Source organism: Shigella flexneri 2a str. 301 (assembly GCF_000006925.2).
Classification (GTDB): Bacteria; Pseudomonadota; Gammaproteobacteria; order Enterobacterales; family Enterobacteriaceae; genus ECMA0423.
In genome coordinates this window covers 873,659-892,186 of sequence record NC_004337.2, presented here as the reverse complement: position 1 = coordinate 892,186, position 18,528 = coordinate 873,659, and the positions used below count along the sequence as shown (strand labels likewise).

Sequence of the window (18,528 nt, the reverse complement as noted above, 5' to 3'; positions counted from 1 at the left end):
ATCAAAGGGAGACAAAAAAAGCGCCCTAAAGGCGCTTTTTAGATTCAGAAAAATTGGGTATTAGCCAATATATTCCAGTCCGTTCATATACGGACGCAGAACTTCTGGTACTTCAATACGACCATCAGCCTGCTGATAGTTTTCCATTACTGCAACCAGCGTACGACCAACAGCCAGACCAGAACCGTTCAGGGTATGAACCAGACGGGTTTTCTTGTCCGACTTGCTGCGGCAACGTGCCTGCATACGACGTGCCTGGAAATCCCAAACGTTGGAGCAGGAAGAGATCTCACGGTAGGTGTTCTGTGCCGGGATCCATACTTCCAGGTCGTAAGTTTTGCAAGCGCCAAAGCCCATGTCGCCAGTGCAAAGGATGATTTTACGGTACGGCAGGCCCAGCAACTGCAGGACTTTTTCTGCATGACCAGTCATCTCTTCCAGCGCCGCCATTGAGTCTTCTGGGCGCACGATCTGCACCATTTCAACTTTGTCGAACTGGTGCATACGGATCAGACCACGGGTGTCACGACCATATGAACCGGCTTCAGAACGGAAGCATGGGGTGTGGGCGGTCATCTTAATTGGCAGATCATCTTCATCGATGATTTCACCGCGCACCAGGTTAGTCAGCGGAACTTCTGCCGTTGGGATCAGCGCATAGTTACTGGTGTCTGCTTCTTCTTCCAGCGGACGAGTATGGAACAGATCGCCAGCAAATTTCGGCAGCTGACCCGTACCGTACAGCGTGTCCTGGTTAACCAGGTACGGAACATAGTTCTCACTGTAGCCATGCTGTTCGGTATGCAGATCCAGCATAAACTGCGACAGTGCGCGGTGCATGCGAGCAATCTGCCCTTTCATTACCACAAAGCGGGAACCAGTCAGCTTAACTGCAGCTGCAAAGTCGAGGCCAGAGTGCATTTCACCCAGCGTCACGTGGTCACGAACTTCAAAGTCAAACTCACGCGGGGTACCCCAGCGGCTGACTTCAACGTTGTCATTTTCGTCTTTACCTACCGGCACTTCATCTGCAGGCAGGTTAGGGATGGTCAGCGCGATATCGCGAATTTCAGCCTGTAAAGCATCCAGCTCGGCTTTTGCTGCATCCAGCTCTTCGCCCAGTTTGTTCACTTCCAGACGTAAAGGCTCGATATCTTCCCCGCGCGCTTTCGCCTGGCCAATGGATTTCGATCGGGAGTTACGCTCCGCTTGCAGGTTTTCCGTTTTGACCTGCAATACTTTACGACGCTCTTCAAGAGCGCCCAGCTTATCTACATCCAGCTTAAAGCCCCGGCGTGCCAGTTTTTCAGCGACTGCGTCTGGCTCATTACGCAGCAGATTGGGATCGAGCATGCTTATCCTGTGCTTATCGAATTAAATGGGAGATGTGGCCACAGCCTGCGACCACAGGGATACAGTAACAACATTACCGCAACGATAACATTAACGGTAGCGTTTTATGGGGCTATTTTGATCCTGTTCAGCCAGCCAGGCGAGCTTTTCACCAATCTTGCCTTCAAGGCCCCTGTTTGTCGGGAAATAATAGCGTGTTTGTGCTATTTCCGGCGGGAAGTAAACCTCACCGGCAGCATAAGCGTTTGCTTCATCATGAGCATAACGATATTCCTGCCCGTAGCCCATTTCCTTCATTAATTTCGTCGGCGCATTACGCAAATGAACCGGCACGTCATAATCCGGGCGTTCGCGAGCATCGGCCAGCGCGGCTTTAAACGCAGTGTAGACAGCGTTGCTTTTTGGCGCGCAGGCCAGGTAAACAATCGCCTGAGCAATGGCGCGTTCACCTTCCGCCGGGCCAACGCGAGTAAAGCAATCCCAGGCCGCAATTGCCACCTGCATCGCCCGTGGATCGGCATTACCGACGTCTTCAGACGCAATCGCCAGACAGCGACGCGCGACATATAACGGATCGCCACCAGCGGTAATAATTCGCGCATACCAGTACAGCGCCGCATCGGGTGCGCTACCACGTACCGACTTATGCAGTGCGGAAATTAGATCGTAAAAGCGATCGCCTTTGTTATCAAAGCGGGCGCTACGTTCACCGGCGATTTCGGTCAGTAATTCAGGCTTCAGGACCCGCTTACCGCTATCATAGACTTCGGCCATATCCGCCATCATTTCCAGCGTATTTAACGCCCGGCGCGCGTCGCCATTCACCAGTTCTGCAATGGCACGTCGTGTATCATCTGGCAGAACAATATCCTGACCACCATAGCCACGGGTTTTGTCTTCCATCGCCTGAGTTAGTACTTGCTCAATATCCTCTGTACTCAGGGATTTCAACAGATAAACACGGGCACGGGAAAGCAGTGCCGAATTAAGCTCAAACGACGGGTTTTCAGTGGTTGCGCCAATAAAAGTGATGGTGCCGTCTTCAATATGTGGCAGAAATGCATCCTGCTGGCTTTTGTTGAAACGGTGAACTTCGTCAACAAAAAGAATAGTGCGGCGACCTGCATTGCGGTTTTGCCGGGCGCGCTCGATCGCCTCGCGAATCTCTTTCACGCCAGAGGTGACGGCAGAAATACGTTCCACATCAGCGTTCGCATAGCGGGCAATCACTTCAGCGAGGGTTGTTTTGCCGGTACCCGGTGGCCCCCAGAGGATCATAGAATGCAAATGCCCGGCTTCGATAGCGCGCGGCAACGGCTTCCCCGCAGCCAGCAAATGTTGCTGACCGATATACTGTGCTAAATTTTCTGGCCGCATACGCGCGGCCAGAGGTTGAAAAGTATTATCCGAAAAATCGAGCGACAGATTGCTCACTCAGGTGCCTCTACTTACGTTGATCATCTACCGTGACGCCTTGCGGCGGGGTGAAGGTAAATTTCGCTGCATCCACAGCCCCATTTTGCTGGGATTTCAGCTGATAACTGCTGCGCTGATCGTCCTGCTCCACCGCGCTAAACTGATGGATTGTGCCATCACGTCCCACGTTAATGGTGAACTGCTTCAGATTGCCATTGCTGGCTTTCGGCGTCAGGACAAAGTCATCGCCATTCTGTTTGATATTGTACTGCTGCCAGTCGCTGGACTGGTTGCGGGCAATCAGCATAAACGGCGTATTACCGGTGGCATCTTTCAGCCAGGTTGCCGTAGCTTGCTCAACGAACGGGTTATAGAACCACAGTGTTTTACCGTCAGAAACCAGAATGCTTTCATCAGGTTGTGTCATATGCCAGTTGAATAAGTTTGGACGTTTCACCCACAGATCGCCCTGACCTTCCTGCACCGCCGCGCCGCTACCGTCAGTCACTTTTTGTGTGAAGCTGGCGTGGAAGCTGCTGACTTTATCCAGGCGGCTTTTCAGATCGCTTGCGGCATCAGCCCAAACGCTGCTTGCTACTAAGCTTGAGAGTAATGCACAGGTGATAGCAATTTTTTTCATCATTATTCCTCAAATTACGTCACTCCCGATCGGGAGTTCCCTCTACTCTCTATTCCAGGCTAATAATCAGCTTGAGGAAAGAAGAAAATACTGAATTTTCAGTTGATAGAGTGCCGGATGCGACGCTACCGCGCCTTATCCGGCAATGCATTAATTAGTCAAACGGCGGTGGGGCCAGCACTTCACGATTACCGTTGTGCCCCTGTTCGCTGACAATCCCCTGCGCTTCCATCTGTTCGATAATACGCGCTGCACGGTTATAACCAATGCGGAACTGACGCTGTACGCCAGAAATTGACGCTTTGCGTTTTTCAGTGACAAACTGCACCGCCTGATCGAACAACGGATCCAGTTCTTCAGCGCCATCGAAACCACCCGCACCACCTTCGCTTTCGCTGTCGGAGGTGATGCCATCAACATACTGTGGGCGACCACGCGCTTTCCAGTCCTGCACCACGGCATGAACTTCCTGATCGCGAACAAAAGCACCATGAACACGTACCGGCAACGTGGAGTTCGGCCCAGAGTAGAGCATATCCCCCATACCCAGCAGTGATTCCGCGCCAGCCTGATCAAGAATGGTACGTGAGTCAATCTTACTGGATACGGTAAAGGCGATACGGGTCGGAATATTCGCTTTAATCAGACCAGTAATAACATCAACCGATGGACGCTGAGTTGCCAGTACGAGGTGGATACCCGCGGCACGGGCTTTTTGCGCCAGACGAGCTATCAGCTCTTCCACTTTTTTACCTACCGTCATCATCAGGTCGGCAAATTCGTCAACCAACACGACAATGTATGGTTCTTTTTTCAGCACCGGATGCTGGGCATCCATACTGTCACCCGGCTTCCAGTACGGGTCTGGAATCGGACGCATCATGCGATCGGCTTCAGCAATTTTTTCGTTATAACCCGCCAGATTACGCACACCCAGCGCAGACATCAGTTTATACCGACGCTCCATCTCGTTAACACACCAGCGCAGCGCGTTGGCGGCATCTTTCATATCAGTAACGACTTCCGTTAACAGGTGCGGAATGCCTTCATAAACCGAAAGCTCCAGCATTTTCGGGTCGATCATGATGAAACGCACATCTTCTGGCTGTGCTTTATAAAGCATGCTCAGGATCATCGCGTTCACACCGACAGATTTACCGGAACCGGTAGTCCCCGCAACCAACAAGTGCGGCATTTTCGCCAGATCGGCAACCACCGGCTCACCGGCGATATCTTTACCCAGCACCACGGTTAATGGCGACGGATTATCGCGGAATTTGGCGTTATCCAAAACTTCGCGCAGATAAACGGTTTGTCGTTTTTTATTTGGTAACTCCAGACCTACATAGGGTTTGCCAGGAATAACTTCAACGACACGCACCGCCACCGTCGAAAGTGAACGGGCAAGGTCCCGTGACAAGTTAGAAATGCGCGCCGCTTTTACGCCAGGAGCCAGGTTAAGTTCAAAGCGAGTGATAACTGGCCCCGGAGAGTAATTAACGACATCGGCTTTAATACGGAAATCAGCCAGACGCGCTTCCACCAGACGCGCCATTTGTTCAAGCGCAAAGGTATCTACCGGCTCCACTTCGCTCGGCGGCGGTGTCAGCAAATCCAGAGAAGGCAGCGGCGTCGTCGGTTTGTGCAACGGACGGCTGTCGCCATTACGCATCAACAGCGGATGAAGCAGGGTATCCTGCGGCTGTGGCGCAACTGGCTGTTGTGGCTGCTGATACTGCGGCTGCGGTGCAACCGGTTGTTGCGGCTGTTGATACTGCGGCTGCGGCGCAACTGGTTGTTGCGGCTGCTGATATTGCTGCTGTGGCGCAACCGGTTGTTGCGGCTGCTGATATTGTGGCTGCGGCGCAACCTGCTGTTGTGGCTGCTGATACTGCTGCTGTGGCGCAACCGGCTGTTGTGGCTGCTGATACTGCTGCTGTGGTGCAACCGGTTGTTGCGGCTGCTGTACAGGTTCAACAATTGGCGTAAACAGCGGTTCGTGTGGACCATCATCCAGCAACGCTTTCATTGGCGAAAATTCAAAATCATCCAGCGAGAACGGATTCGCCCCAGCCGGTTGTTCGCCGGAATAACGTTGTTGTTGAGTTTGCGCAAACTGACGAGCCAGTTCAGCCTCTGCCGCAGCATCTGCATCTTCTGCGTTTACGGGCACATCATGTTGATACTGTTCGCCATAGCGTTGCTGCTGTGTCTGGGCGAACTGACGTGCCAGTTCATCCTGCTGCATCGCATCGATTTCATCATCGTTATACTGATCGCCAGAATCATACTGATTGCGCTGGGCTTCACGGGCTTTTTCTTCCGCCGCACGCTGTGAGGGCAGCTTAATACCGTAAGACGCCAATTCACGACGAGTTGGCACGCGGATACGTTTCGGTCGTGGCAACTGCGGGCCAATCCCCTCTTTGACCTGCGGACGCGGTCCACCGCTATTTGCCAGACTGAAGACTGGCGCGGCAACGGTTGCGGCAGCCCCCGTCGCCAGTGTCGCTTTTTTCACGCCAGATGCCAGCGGAGAAACAGCGGCAGCGGCTTCTACTGGAGGTACTGCTGCAACAGAAGGTGCTTTCAGCGAAGATTTGATCGGTTCTGGTTCTTTAACCGGTTCTGGAATCGGTTGATACCAGGCCGCAAGTTGTTCACGTTCACGGGCTCGCTTCTCTTCCACTTCTTCAAAATAGTAAAGCGGCGGACGCGCGGGTTTTGTCTCTTCTACAACGGGTTCAGGCTCCACAACAGGCTGCTGTTCAACGGGTTGCGGCTGTTGGTACAACGGCTCCTGAGCGGCTGGCTGCTGATAAGTTTGCTCAGTCTGGTATGTAGACTGTGGAGCAAAAGTGGATTGCTGCTCTTCGGCTTGCCAGGCGTTACCTGCCACCGGTTGTTCTGGCGCAGGGGCATAATACGGCTGTTGCGCAGGTTGTTCAGCTGCAGGTGCATAATACGGCTGCTGCGGCTGTACTGGTTGTTGCAGCGGCTCATTATATTGCACTGCAGGCTGCGCATATTGTGACTGCTGTGGGTAACCTTCCGGTGCAGGAGCAATAACCGGCTCTCCCGTTTGTGGACCCGGTACAGGCTGCCAGGCTACTGTAGGTTGCGAAGGTGGAACATCAACAGAGGCAACAGGCGGCGTCTGAGTCACAGGTTCAACCGGCGCAGCCCAGCTTTGTGTCGCCGTGGTAGCAGCAGCTGCTACAGCGACAGGTTCGGTAATTGGCGCACTGTTTAATAATGGATCGTATTCGTCATATTCTGGCTGCGTTGCACGATTGCCCGAAAATAGGACGTCGTCCGGGTCGGCAGCCACACCGCGTGCAGTGTAGGTAATCTCTTCGTCATCATCCATCCGCTTACCGGAGAACAACGCAGCGTCTGTTTGCCGCCCCATCGGATTAATGAATTTTTCCGCCAACCGTTTACGACGCGCTAGCGCGCCGCGAAGAATACGGGCACGGCGTGATTCATGCTGTTTGCCGTGATTTTCATCTTCATACTCTTCGTCGTCTTCATACTCATCTTCATCGACCCAGGTATCATCGCGACGGGTACGATTACTGGCGAAGGTGAGAATGTTTAAAATCCAGCCGCCGAGTTTTTCAGCAATGGTCACCCATGACCAACCGGTGAACAACGTCAGGCCCGCTGCCCAAACGCAGAGCAGCGCAATAGTTCCCCCGCTACTGTGTAGCAGTGGTTGTAGCGTAGTGCTTAGTAAGCTGCCAATGACGCCACCGGAGGCAAAATACCAGATATCGTCAGCGTTGATTGCCGCCAGACCACAGGAGGTAAGGATGAGCGCCAAAACGCCAATGATGCGTAGCGAAACGGCAAAATAATCAATGTATTCGTCGCTGGACTGATGACGCCAGGCAAACCAACAACCGCCGACAATAATGACGGGAATGGTGTAAGCCATCACGCCAAAAATAAAGAACAGCGTATCTGCCAACCACGCACCGGGCATCCCACCTAAATTATGGATAGGTTCATGCCAGGCCGTTTGCGACCAGCTGGGGTCCGAAGGGTTAAAGCTTAGTAAGGCAGCCATCAACCAGACGGCAAACAGGACAATAAGGATCAGCAATGCCTCCAGAAGGCGGCGGCCGCTACTTAACTTTGTCAATGTGACTTCTTTGTCTTCAGTGTATTCCTGGCTCAAGAAAGGCTCTCCAGGTTACAGGCTTTTCCTGCCCGATGCTAAAACGGACAACAGTACCAGGTTACCCCAGTACTGTTGCTGTATGGATTAACAGGAGTGTAATCAAAATACGCCGATTTTGCACCTGTTCCGTGTTAGCGCGTCTTAATAACCAGACGATTACTCTGCTTGACTTCTTCCATAACAACGTATGTCCGTGTGTCATTGACGCCAGGCAGACGCAGCAGGGTTTCCCCTAGCAACTTACGGTAAGCTGACATATCCGGCACGCGTGTTTTCAACAGGTAGTCGAAATCACCAGATACTAAATGACACTCCTGAATTTCTTCAAGTTTTTGTACAGCGGTATTGAATTGTTCAAACACATCCGGTGCGCCACGATTCAGAGTAATCTCAACGAATACCAGAAGTGATGCATCCAGATAATGGGGGTTAAGCAGCGCCGTATAGCCCTGAATAAACCCTTGTCTTTCCAGCCGACGCACACGCTCAAGGCACGGCGTTGGGGAAAGTCCCACACGTTTAGAAAGCTCGACGTTAGAAATACGCCCATCCTTTTGCAACTCATTAAGAATGTTACGATCGATACGGTCGAGATCTTTGCCAGGGCGCTTCTTGCTATCTACCATTATTATTGTCTCTCTGTATTCCTTCCCTACTCCTGTCTGACCCTGAAACATCACTGTTCAGAGTCGCTACCCGTCACGATAGACCGAAATCATGAAGATTCACGGCGCGCAATGCCTGGGTCTACGGTGAGAAGACCGTTGCCTTGTGGCAGCTATCGACATCACGAATGGCGTCTGTCCACGCCATACGTAGATTTCACTAGCACGGTAAACATGGTATTTACATACATGGTTATGCGCATATAAGAATACTGTTTTTTTCTTCCTCGAATGTTTTCGCAAAACACCAGGGGATTGTCAAAGCAAAACATCGATTTTTAGTACAACATGCCAGATATTCATTAACAGGGGCGTTTATTCATCATTTAATCGGCTTATAAAGCGGGAAATTTAAGTAGCAGAGGTGATAATGACGGGAGAATTTGACCTGCTTATCGATGCTGCCGATTGCACAAATTGTTAACAAAATCGTCATACTCTTTTTTTACGTCTGTAAATTCCCTACAATCCTGCCCATTGTCTGCCAACAACTATGGGGATCTCATGGGCACGACCAAACACAGTAAACTGCTTATCCTGGGTTCAGGCCCGGCGGGATACACCGCTGCTGTCTACGCGGCGCGCGCCAACCTGCAACCTGTGCTGATTACCGGCATGGAAAAAGGCGGCCAACTGACCACCACCACGGAAGTGGAAAACTGGCCTGGTGATCCAAACGATCTGACCGGTCCGTTATTAATGGCGCGCATGCACGAACATGCCACCAAGTTTGAAACTGAGATCATTTTTGATCATATCAACAAGGTGGATCTGCAAAACCGTCCGTTCCGTCTGAATGGCGATAACGGCGAATACACTTGCGACGCGCTGATTATTGCCACCGGAGCTTCTGCACGCTATCTCGGCCTGCCCTCTGAAGAAGCCTTTAAAGGCCGTGGGGTTTCTGCTTGTGCAACCTGCGACGGTTTCTTCTATCGCAACCAGAAAGTTGCGGTCATCGGCGGCGGCAATACCGCGGTTGAAGAGGCGCTGTATCTGTCTAACATCGCTTCGGAAGTGCATCTGATTCACCGCCGTGACGGTTTCCGCGCGGAAAAAATCCTTATTAAGCGTCTGATGGATAAAGTGGAGAACGGCAACATCATTCTGCACACCAACCGTACGCTGGAAGAAGTGACCGGCGATCAAATGGGTGTCACTGGCGTTCGTCTGCGCGATACGCAAAACAGCGATAACATCGAGTCACTCGACGTTGCCGGTCTGTTTGTTGCTATCGGTCACAGCCCGAATACTGCGATTTTCGAAGGGCAGCTGGAACTGGAAAACGGCTACATCAAAGTACAGTCGGGTATTCATGGTAATGCCACCCAGACCAGCATTCCTGGCGTCTTTGCCGCAGGCGACGTGATGGATCACATTTATCGCCAGGCCATTACTTCGGCCGGTACTGGCTGCATGGCAGCACTTGATGCGGAACGCTACCTCGATGGTTTAGCTGACGCAAAATAATTTTACAAATCAGTAACAAAAGTAAAGAAGGCGACACCTTGCGACTATGGGTCGCCTTTATTTTTTCCCCGTTGTAACATTGCTCTGCAAATAATTCTGATAACTCACCTGCTAAGCGTGCAATGAATAAATCTCGTCAAAAAGAGTTAACCCGCTGGTTAAAACAGCAAAGCGTCATCTCCCAACGTTGGCTGAATATTTCTCGTCTGCTGGGCTTTGTAAGCGGCATATTGATCATTGCCCAGGCCTGGTTCATGGCGCGAATTCTGCAACATATGATTATGGAGAATATTCCCCGTGAAGCCCTGCTGCTTCCCTTTACGTTACTGGTTCTGACCTTTGTATTGCGCGCATGGGTGGTCTGGTTACGCGAACGGGTGGGTTATCACGCCGGGCAGCATATCCGCTTTGCCATCCGCCGTCAGGTTCTCGACCGTCTGCAACAAGCAGGGCCAGCGTGGATTCAGGGTAAACCTGCGGGGAGCTGGGCGACGCTGGTACTCGAGCAAATTGACGATATGCATGATTACTATGCACGCTATCTGCCGCAAATGGCGCTGGCAGTGTCGGTGCCGTTGCTGATTGTGGTGGCGATCTTCCCCTCTAACTGGGCTGCGGCGCTCATTCTGCTGGGCACAGCACCGCTAATTCCGTTGTTTATGGCGCTGGTTGGAATGGGGGCTGCCGATGCTAACCGGCGTAACTTTCTCGCTCTTGCTCGCTTAAGTGGGCATTTCCTCGATCGCCTGCGCGGCATGGAAACATTGCGTATTTTTGGTCGTGGTGAAGCTGAAATTGAAAGTATTCGTTCTGCTTCGGAAGATTTCCGCCAACGGACAATGGAAGTGCTACGACTGGCGTTTTTATCCTCCGGCATTCTCGAATTTTTTACCTCGCTGTCAATTGCTCTGGTGGCGGTCTACTTTGGTTTTTCCTATCTCGGCGAGCTGGATTTTGGTCACTACGATACTGGGGTGACGCTGGCTGCAGGTTTTCTGGCCCTGATCCTTGCGCCAGAGTTTTTCCAGCCATTACGCGATCTCGGTACGTTTTATCATGCTAAAGCCCAGGCTGTTGGTGCAGCTGACAGTCTGAAAACGTTTATGGAAACCCCGCTCGCCCATCCGCAGCGCGGTGAGGCGGAATTAGCATTGACCGATCCGCTGACCATTGAGGCCGAGGATCTGTTTATCACGTCGCCGGAAGGTAAAACGCTGGCCGGACCGCTGAACTTTACTTTGCCAGCAGGCCAACGTGCAGTGTTGGTTGGCCGCAGCGGTTCAGGTAAAAGCTCACTGCTGAACGCGCTTTCTGGTTTTCTCTCATATCAGGGATCATTACGAATCAACGGGATAGAATTACGTGATTTATCACCAGAATCATGGCGTAAACATCTCTCCTGGGTTGGGCAAAACCCACAATTACCGGCAGCAAAATTGCGGGATAACGTACTACTGGCGCGACCTGATGCCAGCGAACAAGAATTACAAGCAGCGCTGGATAACGCCTGGGTCAGCGAGTTTCTACCGCTCCTGCCACAAGGCGTTGATACACCTGTTGGCGACCAGGCTGCCCGCCTTTCCGTGGGGCAGGCGCAGCGCGTGGCGGTGGCCCGTGCGTTACTAAATCCCTGTTCGCTATTACTGTTGGATGAACCCGCTGCCAGCCTTGATGCTCACAGTGAACAGCGCGTAATGGAGGCGCTGAATGCCGCCTCTCTGCGCCAGACAACGTTAATGGTCACCCACCAGTTAGAAGATCTTGCTGACTGGGATGTCATTTGGGTTATGCAGGATGGCCGGATTATTGAGCAAGGACGTTACGCGGAATTAAGTGTGGCTGGTGGCCCATTCGCCACATTACTGGCCCATCGTCAGGAGGAGATTTAAATGCGCGCTTTGCTACCCTATCTGGCACTGTATAAACGTCATAAATGGATGTTAAGTCTTGGTATTGTGCTGGCAATTGTGACGCTGCTCGCCAGTATCGGTCTGTTGACACTTTCCGGCTGGTTCCTCTCGGCCTCAGCGGTTGCGGGGGTTGCCGGACTGTACAGCTTCAACTATATGCTACCCGCTGCGGGCGTGCGTGGTGCCGCAATCACCCGTACTGCCGGGCGTTATTTTGAACGTCTGGTAAGTCACGACGCGACTTTCCGCGTGTTGCAGCATCTGCGCATTTACACCTTCAGCAAATTGTTGCCCCTCTCCCCTGCCGGACTGGCGCGCTATCGTCAGGGCGAATTGCTCAACCGCGTGGTGGCGGATGTTGATACGCTCGATCATCTTTACCTGCGCGTTATCTCGCCGCTGGTGGGCGCTTTTGTGGTGATTATGGTGGTGACAATCGGGTTAAGTTTCCTTGATTTCACCCTCGCCTTTACGCTGGGCAGCGTTATGTTACTGACGCTTTTCCTGATGCCACCGCTGTTTTATCGTGCGGGAAAAAGCACCGGGCAAAATCTGACTCATCTTCGCGGACAGTATCGCCAACAACTGACGGCCTGGCTGCAAGGGCAAGCTGAGCTGACCATTTTTGGTGCCAGCGATCGTTATCGCACGCAACTAGAGAATACAGAAATTCAATGGCTGGAAGCGCAACGCCGTCAATCTGAACTGACCGCATTGTCGCAAGCGATAATGCTGCTCATTGGCGCGTTAGCGGTGATCCTGATGCTGTGGATGGCGTCTGGCGGCGTTGGCGGCAATGCTCAACCCGGCGCATTAATTGCCCTGTTTGTCTTTTGTGCGTTAGCCGCGTTTGAAGCACTGGCACCAGTAACGGGTGCATTTCAGCATCTGGGGCAAGTCATTGCCTCTGCCGTACGTATCTCTGACTTAACGGATCAAAAACCGGAGGTCACCTTCCCTGATACCCAAACTCGTGTTGCCGATCGCGTTTCGCTGACATTACGGGATGTTCAGTTCACTTATCCGAAGCAATCCCAACAGGCACTTAAAGGGATTTCTCTTCAGGTAAACGCCGGGGAACATATAGCGATTCTCGGGCGAACCGGATGCGGCAAATCAACACTGTTACAACTGCTGACCCGCGCATGGGACCCGCAACAGGGCGAGATTTTGCTTAACGATAGCCCCATAGCCAGCCTGAATGAAGCGGCTCTACGACAGACCATCAGCGTTGTTCCTCAGCGAGTGCATCTGTTTAGCGCCACACTGCGTGATAATCTGTTACTCGCCTCGCCTGGCAGTAGTGATGAGGCTCTGTCGGAGATCTTGCGTCGCGTTGGTCTGGAGAAGCTGCTCGAGGATGCAGGTCTCAACAGTTGGTTAGGTGAAGGCGGACGCCAGCTCTCCGGTGGTGAACTGCGCCGTCTGGCTATCGCCCGTACGCTGTTACATGATGCGCCACTGGTGTTGCTGGATGAACCTACCGAAGGCTTAGATGCCACAACCGAAAGCCAGATCCTTGAATTGCTTGCAAAAATGATGCGTGAGAAAACGGTGTTAATGGTCACCCATCGACTTCGCGGACTCTCTCGTTTCCAACAAATAATAGTGATGGACAACGGGCAAATTATTGAGCAAGGTACTCACGCAGAACTGCTTGCCAGACAGGGGCGTTATTACCAGTTCAAGCAGGGTTTGTAAGCTATTATTGAACGATCCGACTTGCGTGGAGTTTTGCGGTCATGCGCTTGGTTCAGCTTTCTCGCCATTCAATAGCCTTCCCTTCCCCGGAAGGCGCATTACGTGAGCCTAACGGCCTGCTGGCACTTGGGGGCGATCTTAGCCCTGCGCGCCTGTTAATGGCTTACCAGCGTGGTATTTTTCCGTGGTTTTCTCCAGGCGACCCCATCCTCTGGTGGTCGCCCGATCCCCGCGCGGTGCTATGGCCAGAATCACTGCATATCAGCCGTAGTATGAAGCGATTTCATAAACGCTCGCCCTATCGTGTCACGATGAATTACGCTTTTGGTCAGGTCATTGAAGGCTGTGCCAGCGATCGCGAAGAAGGAACCTGGATCACGCGTGGCGTGGTCGAAGCCTACCATCGCCTTCACGAACTCGGTCATGCCCACTCCATTGAAGTCTGGCGTGAAGATGAGCTTGTCGGCGGTATGTACGGCGTGGCCCAGGGAACGCTATTTTGTGGCGAGTCCATGTTCAGCCGGATGGAAAATGCGTCTAAAACGGCGCTTCTGGTATTCTGTGAGGAATTTATCGGTCATGGCGGTAAGCTTATCGACTGCCAGGTCCTTAACGATCACACAGCATCGCTTGGTGCCTGCGAAATTCCCCGCCGGGATTACCTTAATTATCTCAATCAAATGCGCCTCGGACGATTGCCGAATAATTTCTGGGTACCACGGTGCTTGTTTTCACCACAAGAATGAATGTTTTCGGCACATTTCTCCCCAGAGTGTTATAATTGCGGTCGCAGAGTTGGTTACGCTCATTACCCCGCTGCCGATAAGGAATTTTTCGCGTCAGGTAACGCCCATCGTTTATCTCACCGCTCCCTTATACGTTGCGCTTTTGGTGCGGCTTAGCCGTGTGTTTTCGGAGTAATGTGCCGAACCTGTTTGTTGCGATTTAGCGCGCAAATCTTTACTTATTTACAGAACTTCGGCATTATCTTGCCGGTTCAAATTACGGTAGTGATACCCCAGAGGATTAGATGGCCAAAGAAGACAATATTGAAATGCAAGGTACCGTTCTTGAAACGTTGCCTAATACCATGTTCCGCGTAGAGTTAGAAAACGGTCACGTGGTTACTGCACACATCTCCGGTAAAATGCGCAAAAACTACATCCGCATCCTGACGGGCGACAAAGTGACTGTTGAACTGACCCCGTACGACCTGAGCAAAGGCCGCATTGTCTTCCGTAGTCGCTGATTGTTTTACCGCCTGATGGGCGAAGAGAAAGAACGAGTAAAAGGTCGGTTTAACCGGCCTTTTTATTTTGTGATATGTATGAAGTACTTTGGAAGTATAAGTCCATAACTTGTCTCGATGTAGATATACTGCACAAGTTGTTTACAGTATGAGCAAACAATAATTATCATTACAATTCTTCTTGACCGTTTTACTCCAACTCCCTATAGTAGCGCCCCGTTGCCACCCATGAGGTTTGGTAGCAAAACAATTTGGTGAGGTGTCCGAGTGGCTGAAGGAGCACGCCTGGAAAGTGTGTATACGGCAACGTATCGGGGGTTCGAATCCCCCCCTCACCGCCATATTTAAAGAAGAGCTCGTACGAAAGTGCGAGCTTTTTTTTCGCATTTTATCTGTCTGTACGGCAGTGAACATGGTGGGCGGGTGGAGTATGTTACCTGTGAATTTCTAAGCTGCCTGTACGGCAGTGAACGCGTTCGCAAAGGTTTTACCGCACCCCGTCGATTTCTAAGCTGCCTGTACGGCAGTGAACTCAAATACTACACGTTTAGCCCGTTGTTAATAAAGCAAAACCATCCCATTCTCCTGCAGCACCCTTTTTTATCCTTACCTTCCAGCAGCACTAATTATCAACAACTTACCTTCACCTCCAAAAATAGGGTTTTCACCGTTCCACCCCATAAATAAAAAGTCCGTAACCCCTGACGAGATTACGGACTTCACCAACCTACCTGACAATCAGATTAATGCGCTGCTTCCGCCTTGTGCTTTTGTGCACTCTGGAATCCGTAAGTCAGCTCATTTTTCTCTTTATCCAGCGCAACCGTCACCTGACCGCCGTCCACCAGCGAACCAAACAGCAGTTCGTTGGCGAGCGGTTTTTTCAGGTTGTCCTGGATGACACGCGCCATCGGACGTGCGCCCATTGCCCGGTCGTAACCTTTCTCGGCCAGCCAGTTACGCGCTTCCTGGCTCACTTCCAGAGAAACACCTTTCTGATCCAGCTGAACCTGCAACTCGACGATGAATTTATCCACCACCTGATGGATCACGTCAGTTGACAGATGATCGAACCAGATAATGTTGTCGAGACGGTTACGGAATTCCGGTGTAAAGATCTTCTTGATCTCTTCCATCGCATCGGTGCTGTTATCCTGGTGGATAAGACCAATGGATTTGCGCTCAGTTTCCCGTACCCCGGCGTTAGTGGTCATCACCAGCACCACGTTACGGAAGTCCGCTTTGCGTCCGTTGTTATCGGTCAGCGTACCGTTGTCCATCACCTGCAACAGAATATTGAACACGTCCGGATGCGCTTTCTCGATTTCGTCCAGCAGCAGCACCGCATGTGGATGCTTGATTACCGCATCGGTCAGCAAACCGCCCTGATCAAAACCAACGTATCCCGGAGGCGCACCAATCAGACGGCTGACGGTATGGCGTTCCATATACTCGGACATATCAAAGCGCAGAAGCTCAATGCCCAACGCTTTCGAAAGCTGTACCGTCACCTCTGTTTTCCCGACCCCGGTAGGACCGGCAAACAGGAACGAACCGACCGGTTTATGTTCGTGACCTAAACCTGCACGCGCCATCTTAATGGCTTCAGTCAGCGCCTCAATGGCTTTATCCTGGCCGAAGACCAGCATTTTCAGGCGATCGCTGAGTTTTTTCAGGGTATCGCGGTCACTCTGAGAAACACTCTTCTCTGGAATGCGTGCAATACGGGCCACCACGGACTCAATATCCGCCACATTAACGGTTTTCTTGCGTTTGCTTACCGGCATCAGACGTGCGCGAGCGCCTGCTTCGTCGATAACATCAATGGCTTTATCCGGCAGATGACGATCGTTAATGTATTTCACCGCCAGCTCTACCGCCGCACGCACCGCTTTTGCGGTATAACGCACGTCGTGGTGCGCTTCATACTTCGGTTTCAGGCCATTGATGATTTGAACAGTTTCTTCGATCGACGGTTCAGTAATATCAATTTTCTGGGAGCGACGCGCCAGAGCACGGTCTTTCTCGAAAATGTTGCTGAACTCCTGATAGGTTGTCGAACCAATTACGCGAATTTTACCGCTGGAGAGCAACGGTTTGATTAGGTTAGCCGCATCGACCTGACCACCAGACGCTGCACCCGCACCGATAATGGTGTGGATCTCATCAATAAACAGGATGCTGTTAGTGTCCTGCTCCAGCTGCTTGAGCAACGCTTTAAAACGTTTTTCAAAGTCGCCGCGATATTTTGTGCCCGCTAACAGAGAACCGATATCGAGAGAGTAAATCGTACAGTCAGCCATCACTTCCGGCACATCACCCTGAACAATTCGCCAGGCAAGACCTTCTGCAATCGCGGTTTTACCGACACCAGATTCCCCCACCAGCAGCGGGTTGTTTTTACGGCGACGGCAGAGAACCTGAATAGCACGCTCCAGCTCTTTCTCACGACCAATTAGTGGGTCGATTCCGCCCACACGCGCAAGCTGGTTCAGGTTCGTCGTGAAATTCTCCATACGTTCCTCCCCACCAGCTTGTTCTTCGCTGTTTGGCTGGCTGCCAGGATCAGAAGACTGTGTCGGCTCGTCTTTACGCGTGCCATGAGAGATAAAGTTCACCACATCGAGACGGCTGACTTCATGTTTACGCAACAGATATGCCGCCTGCGACTCCTGTTCGCTGAAGATAGCGACCAGAACGTTTGCACCGGTAACCTCATTGCGACCGGAGGACTGGACATGGAAGACCGCACGTTGCAGTACACGCTGAAAACTCAGCGTCGGCTGTGTGTCGCGCTCCTCTTCACTGGCAGGCAGAACGGGTGTGGTTTGTTCAATAAAGGCTTCCAGTTCCTGACGGAGCGCAACCAAATCCACAGAACACGCTTCCAGCGCCTCCCGGGCAGATGGGTTACTGAGCAGCGCCAGTAACAAGTGCTCGACGGTCATAAACTCATGACGGTGCTCGCGCGCTCTGGCGAAAGCCATATTTAAACTGAGTTCCAGTTCTTGATTGAGCATAGGCACCTCCCCCAATTTTTATGCCTGCATTCAGGCTTTTTCTAGCGTACACAGCAATGGATGCTCATTCTCCCTCGCGTACTTGTTCACCATCGCCACTTTGGTTTCTGCAACCTCGGCGGTAAAGACTCCGCAAATGGCCTTCCCCTGGTAGTGAACAGCGAGCATCAATTGCGTTGCACGTTCTACATCATAAGAAAAGAATTTTTGTAACACGTCAATAACAAACTCCATCGGAGTGTAATCATCATTGACTAATATCACTTTATACATAGATGGCGGTTTTAGCGCGTCGCGAACTTTTTCTTCCGCCAGTTGATCAAAGTCCAGCCAGTCGTTCGTTTTACCCATTGTCAGTTATCATCTTCGGTTACGGTTATCGGCAGAACGCCCTGCCGCTGACAAGAGCTTATTTGCCTGACCAATCTACTCCACATGATAGATAACTATCATCTATCGTTGGCATCAGCGACATCTGTCACATTCCTGTCAATAGCGTTAACTGCTTCAAATTTTTGATTCATACCTGCCCCCTGGCCCCTGTCAAATGCTTGACGGCTCGCCCTAATTCTCTAAATTGTATTTCTAGAGTTGGCGAGGTTTTGAACAGCCCCCTCTCTGACCCCGGTTTATTCCATCTTACTTGTATAAGATTTGCGAAGGATGTCGAAGCATGGAAAAGGGTACTGTTAAGTGGTTCAACAATGCCAAAGGGTTTGGTTTCATCTGCCCTGAAGGCGGCGGCGAAGATATTTTCGCTCATTATTCCACCATTCAGATGGATGGTTACAGAACGCTAAAAGCTGGACAATCCGTTCAGTTTGATGTCCACCAGGGGCCAAAAGGCAATCACGCCAGTGTTATTGTGCCCGTCGAAGTAGAAGCGGCAGTCGCATAGCTCTTCTGTCTCATTGTGTA

The 18,528-nt window shown here is 51.7% G+C and carries 13 protein-coding genes and 1 tRNA gene; 7 read left to right on the top strand and 7 right to left on the bottom strand.

All coding sequences use genetic code 11. The features are described from left to right. Positions 1–60: 60 nt before the first annotated feature. The 5 genes from serS to lrp all read right to left on the bottom strand — a co-directional run bounded on the left by serS (position 61) and on the right by lrp (position 8,221). Entirely contained in the window at positions 61–1,353 is a 1,293-nt protein-coding gene (gene serS / locus SF0852) for a seryl-tRNA synthetase (RefSeq protein ID NP_706778.1), read from the bottom strand. 90 nt (positions 1,354–1,443) lie between these two features. After that, a complete protein-coding gene (gene ycaJ, locus SF0851) occupies positions 1,444–2,787 on the bottom strand; it encodes a recombination factor protein RarA (protein NP_706777.1) in 1,344 nt (447 codons plus the stop codon). A gap of 10 nt (positions 2,788–2,797) precedes the next feature. Further along, entirely contained in the window at positions 2,798–3,412 is a 615-nt protein-coding gene (gene lolA / locus SF0850) for a lipoprotein chaperone (RefSeq protein ID NP_706776.1), read from the bottom strand. 151 nt (positions 3,413–3,563) lie between these two features. Continuing rightward, positions 3,564–7,592 (bottom strand): DNA translocase FtsK, encoded by a 4,029-nt coding sequence (gene ftsK / locus SF0849; protein NP_706775.1) that lies wholly within the window; start codon positions 7,590–7,592, stop codon positions 3,564–3,566. A gap of 134 nt (positions 7,593–7,726) precedes the next feature. Beyond that, positions 7,727–8,221, bottom strand: a complete 495-nt coding sequence (gene lrp / locus SF0848) for a leucine-responsive transcriptional regulator (RefSeq protein ID NP_706774.2) — start codon at positions 8,219–8,221, stop codon at positions 7,727–7,729. Between the two features lie 543 nt (positions 8,222–8,764). On the opposite strand from lrp, the gene trxB reads away from it, so the two are divergent. The 6 genes from trxB to SF4463 all read left to right on the top strand — a co-directional run bounded on the left by trxB (position 8,765) and on the right by SF4463 (position 14,931). Beyond that, positions 8,765–9,730: a thioredoxin reductase gene (trxB, locus tag SF0847; RefSeq protein NP_706773.2), complete on the top strand. Its 966-nt coding sequence runs from the start codon at positions 8,765–8,767 to the stop codon at positions 9,728–9,730. A 122-nt stretch (positions 9,731–9,852) separates the two neighbouring features. Beyond that, positions 9,853–11,619, top strand: a complete 1,767-nt coding sequence (cydD, locus tag SF0846; protein ID NP_706772.1) for a cysteine/glutathione ABC transporter membrane/ATP-binding protein — start codon at positions 9,853–9,855, stop codon at positions 11,617–11,619. Then, positions 11,620–13,341, top strand: coding sequence for a cysteine/glutathione ABC transporter membrane/ATP-binding protein (gene cydC, locus SF0845; RefSeq protein ID NP_706771.1), 1,722 nt, complete (start codon positions 11,620–11,622; stop codon positions 13,339–13,341). 41 nt (positions 13,342–13,382) lie between these two features. Then, complete coding sequence (gene aat / locus SF0844; RefSeq protein ID NP_706770.1) at positions 13,383–14,087, top strand: leucyl/phenylalanyl-tRNA--protein transferase; 705 nt, start codon at positions 13,383–13,385, stop codon at positions 14,085–14,087. 284 nt (positions 14,088–14,371) lie between these two features. Then, complete coding sequence (infA, locus tag SF0843; RefSeq protein NP_706769.1) at positions 14,372–14,590, top strand: translation initiation factor IF-1; 219 nt, start codon at positions 14,372–14,374, stop codon at positions 14,588–14,590. A gap of 253 nt (positions 14,591–14,843) precedes the next feature. Further along, positions 14,844–14,931 (top strand) — tRNA-Ser (locus tag SF4463). Between the two features lie 402 nt (positions 14,932–15,333). On the opposite strand, the gene clpA is transcribed toward SF4463, so the two are convergent. Together clpA and clpS are read right to left on the bottom strand one after the other, a co-directional pair. Continuing rightward, positions 15,334–17,610 carry an ATP-dependent Clp protease ATP-binding subunit gene (gene clpA, locus SF0842; RefSeq protein ID NP_706768.2) on the bottom strand — a complete coding sequence of 759 codons (2,277 nt, stop codon included), beginning with the start codon at positions 17,608–17,610 and terminating at the stop codon, positions 15,334–15,336. A 30-nt stretch (positions 17,611–17,640) separates the two neighbouring features. Then, positions 17,641–17,961 (bottom strand): ATP-dependent Clp protease adaptor protein ClpS, encoded by a 321-nt coding sequence (clpS, locus tag SF0841; RefSeq protein ID NP_706767.1) that lies wholly within the window; start codon positions 17,959–17,961, stop codon positions 17,641–17,643. A gap of 322 nt (positions 17,962–18,283) precedes the next feature. Here clpS and cspD point away from each other — a divergent pair, with 322 nt between their 5' ends. Beyond that, entirely contained in the window at positions 18,284–18,508 is a 225-nt protein-coding gene (gene cspD, locus SF0840; protein NP_706766.1) for a stationary phase/starvation inducible regulatory protein CspD, read from the top strand. Positions 18,509–18,528: the final 20 nt, after the last annotated feature.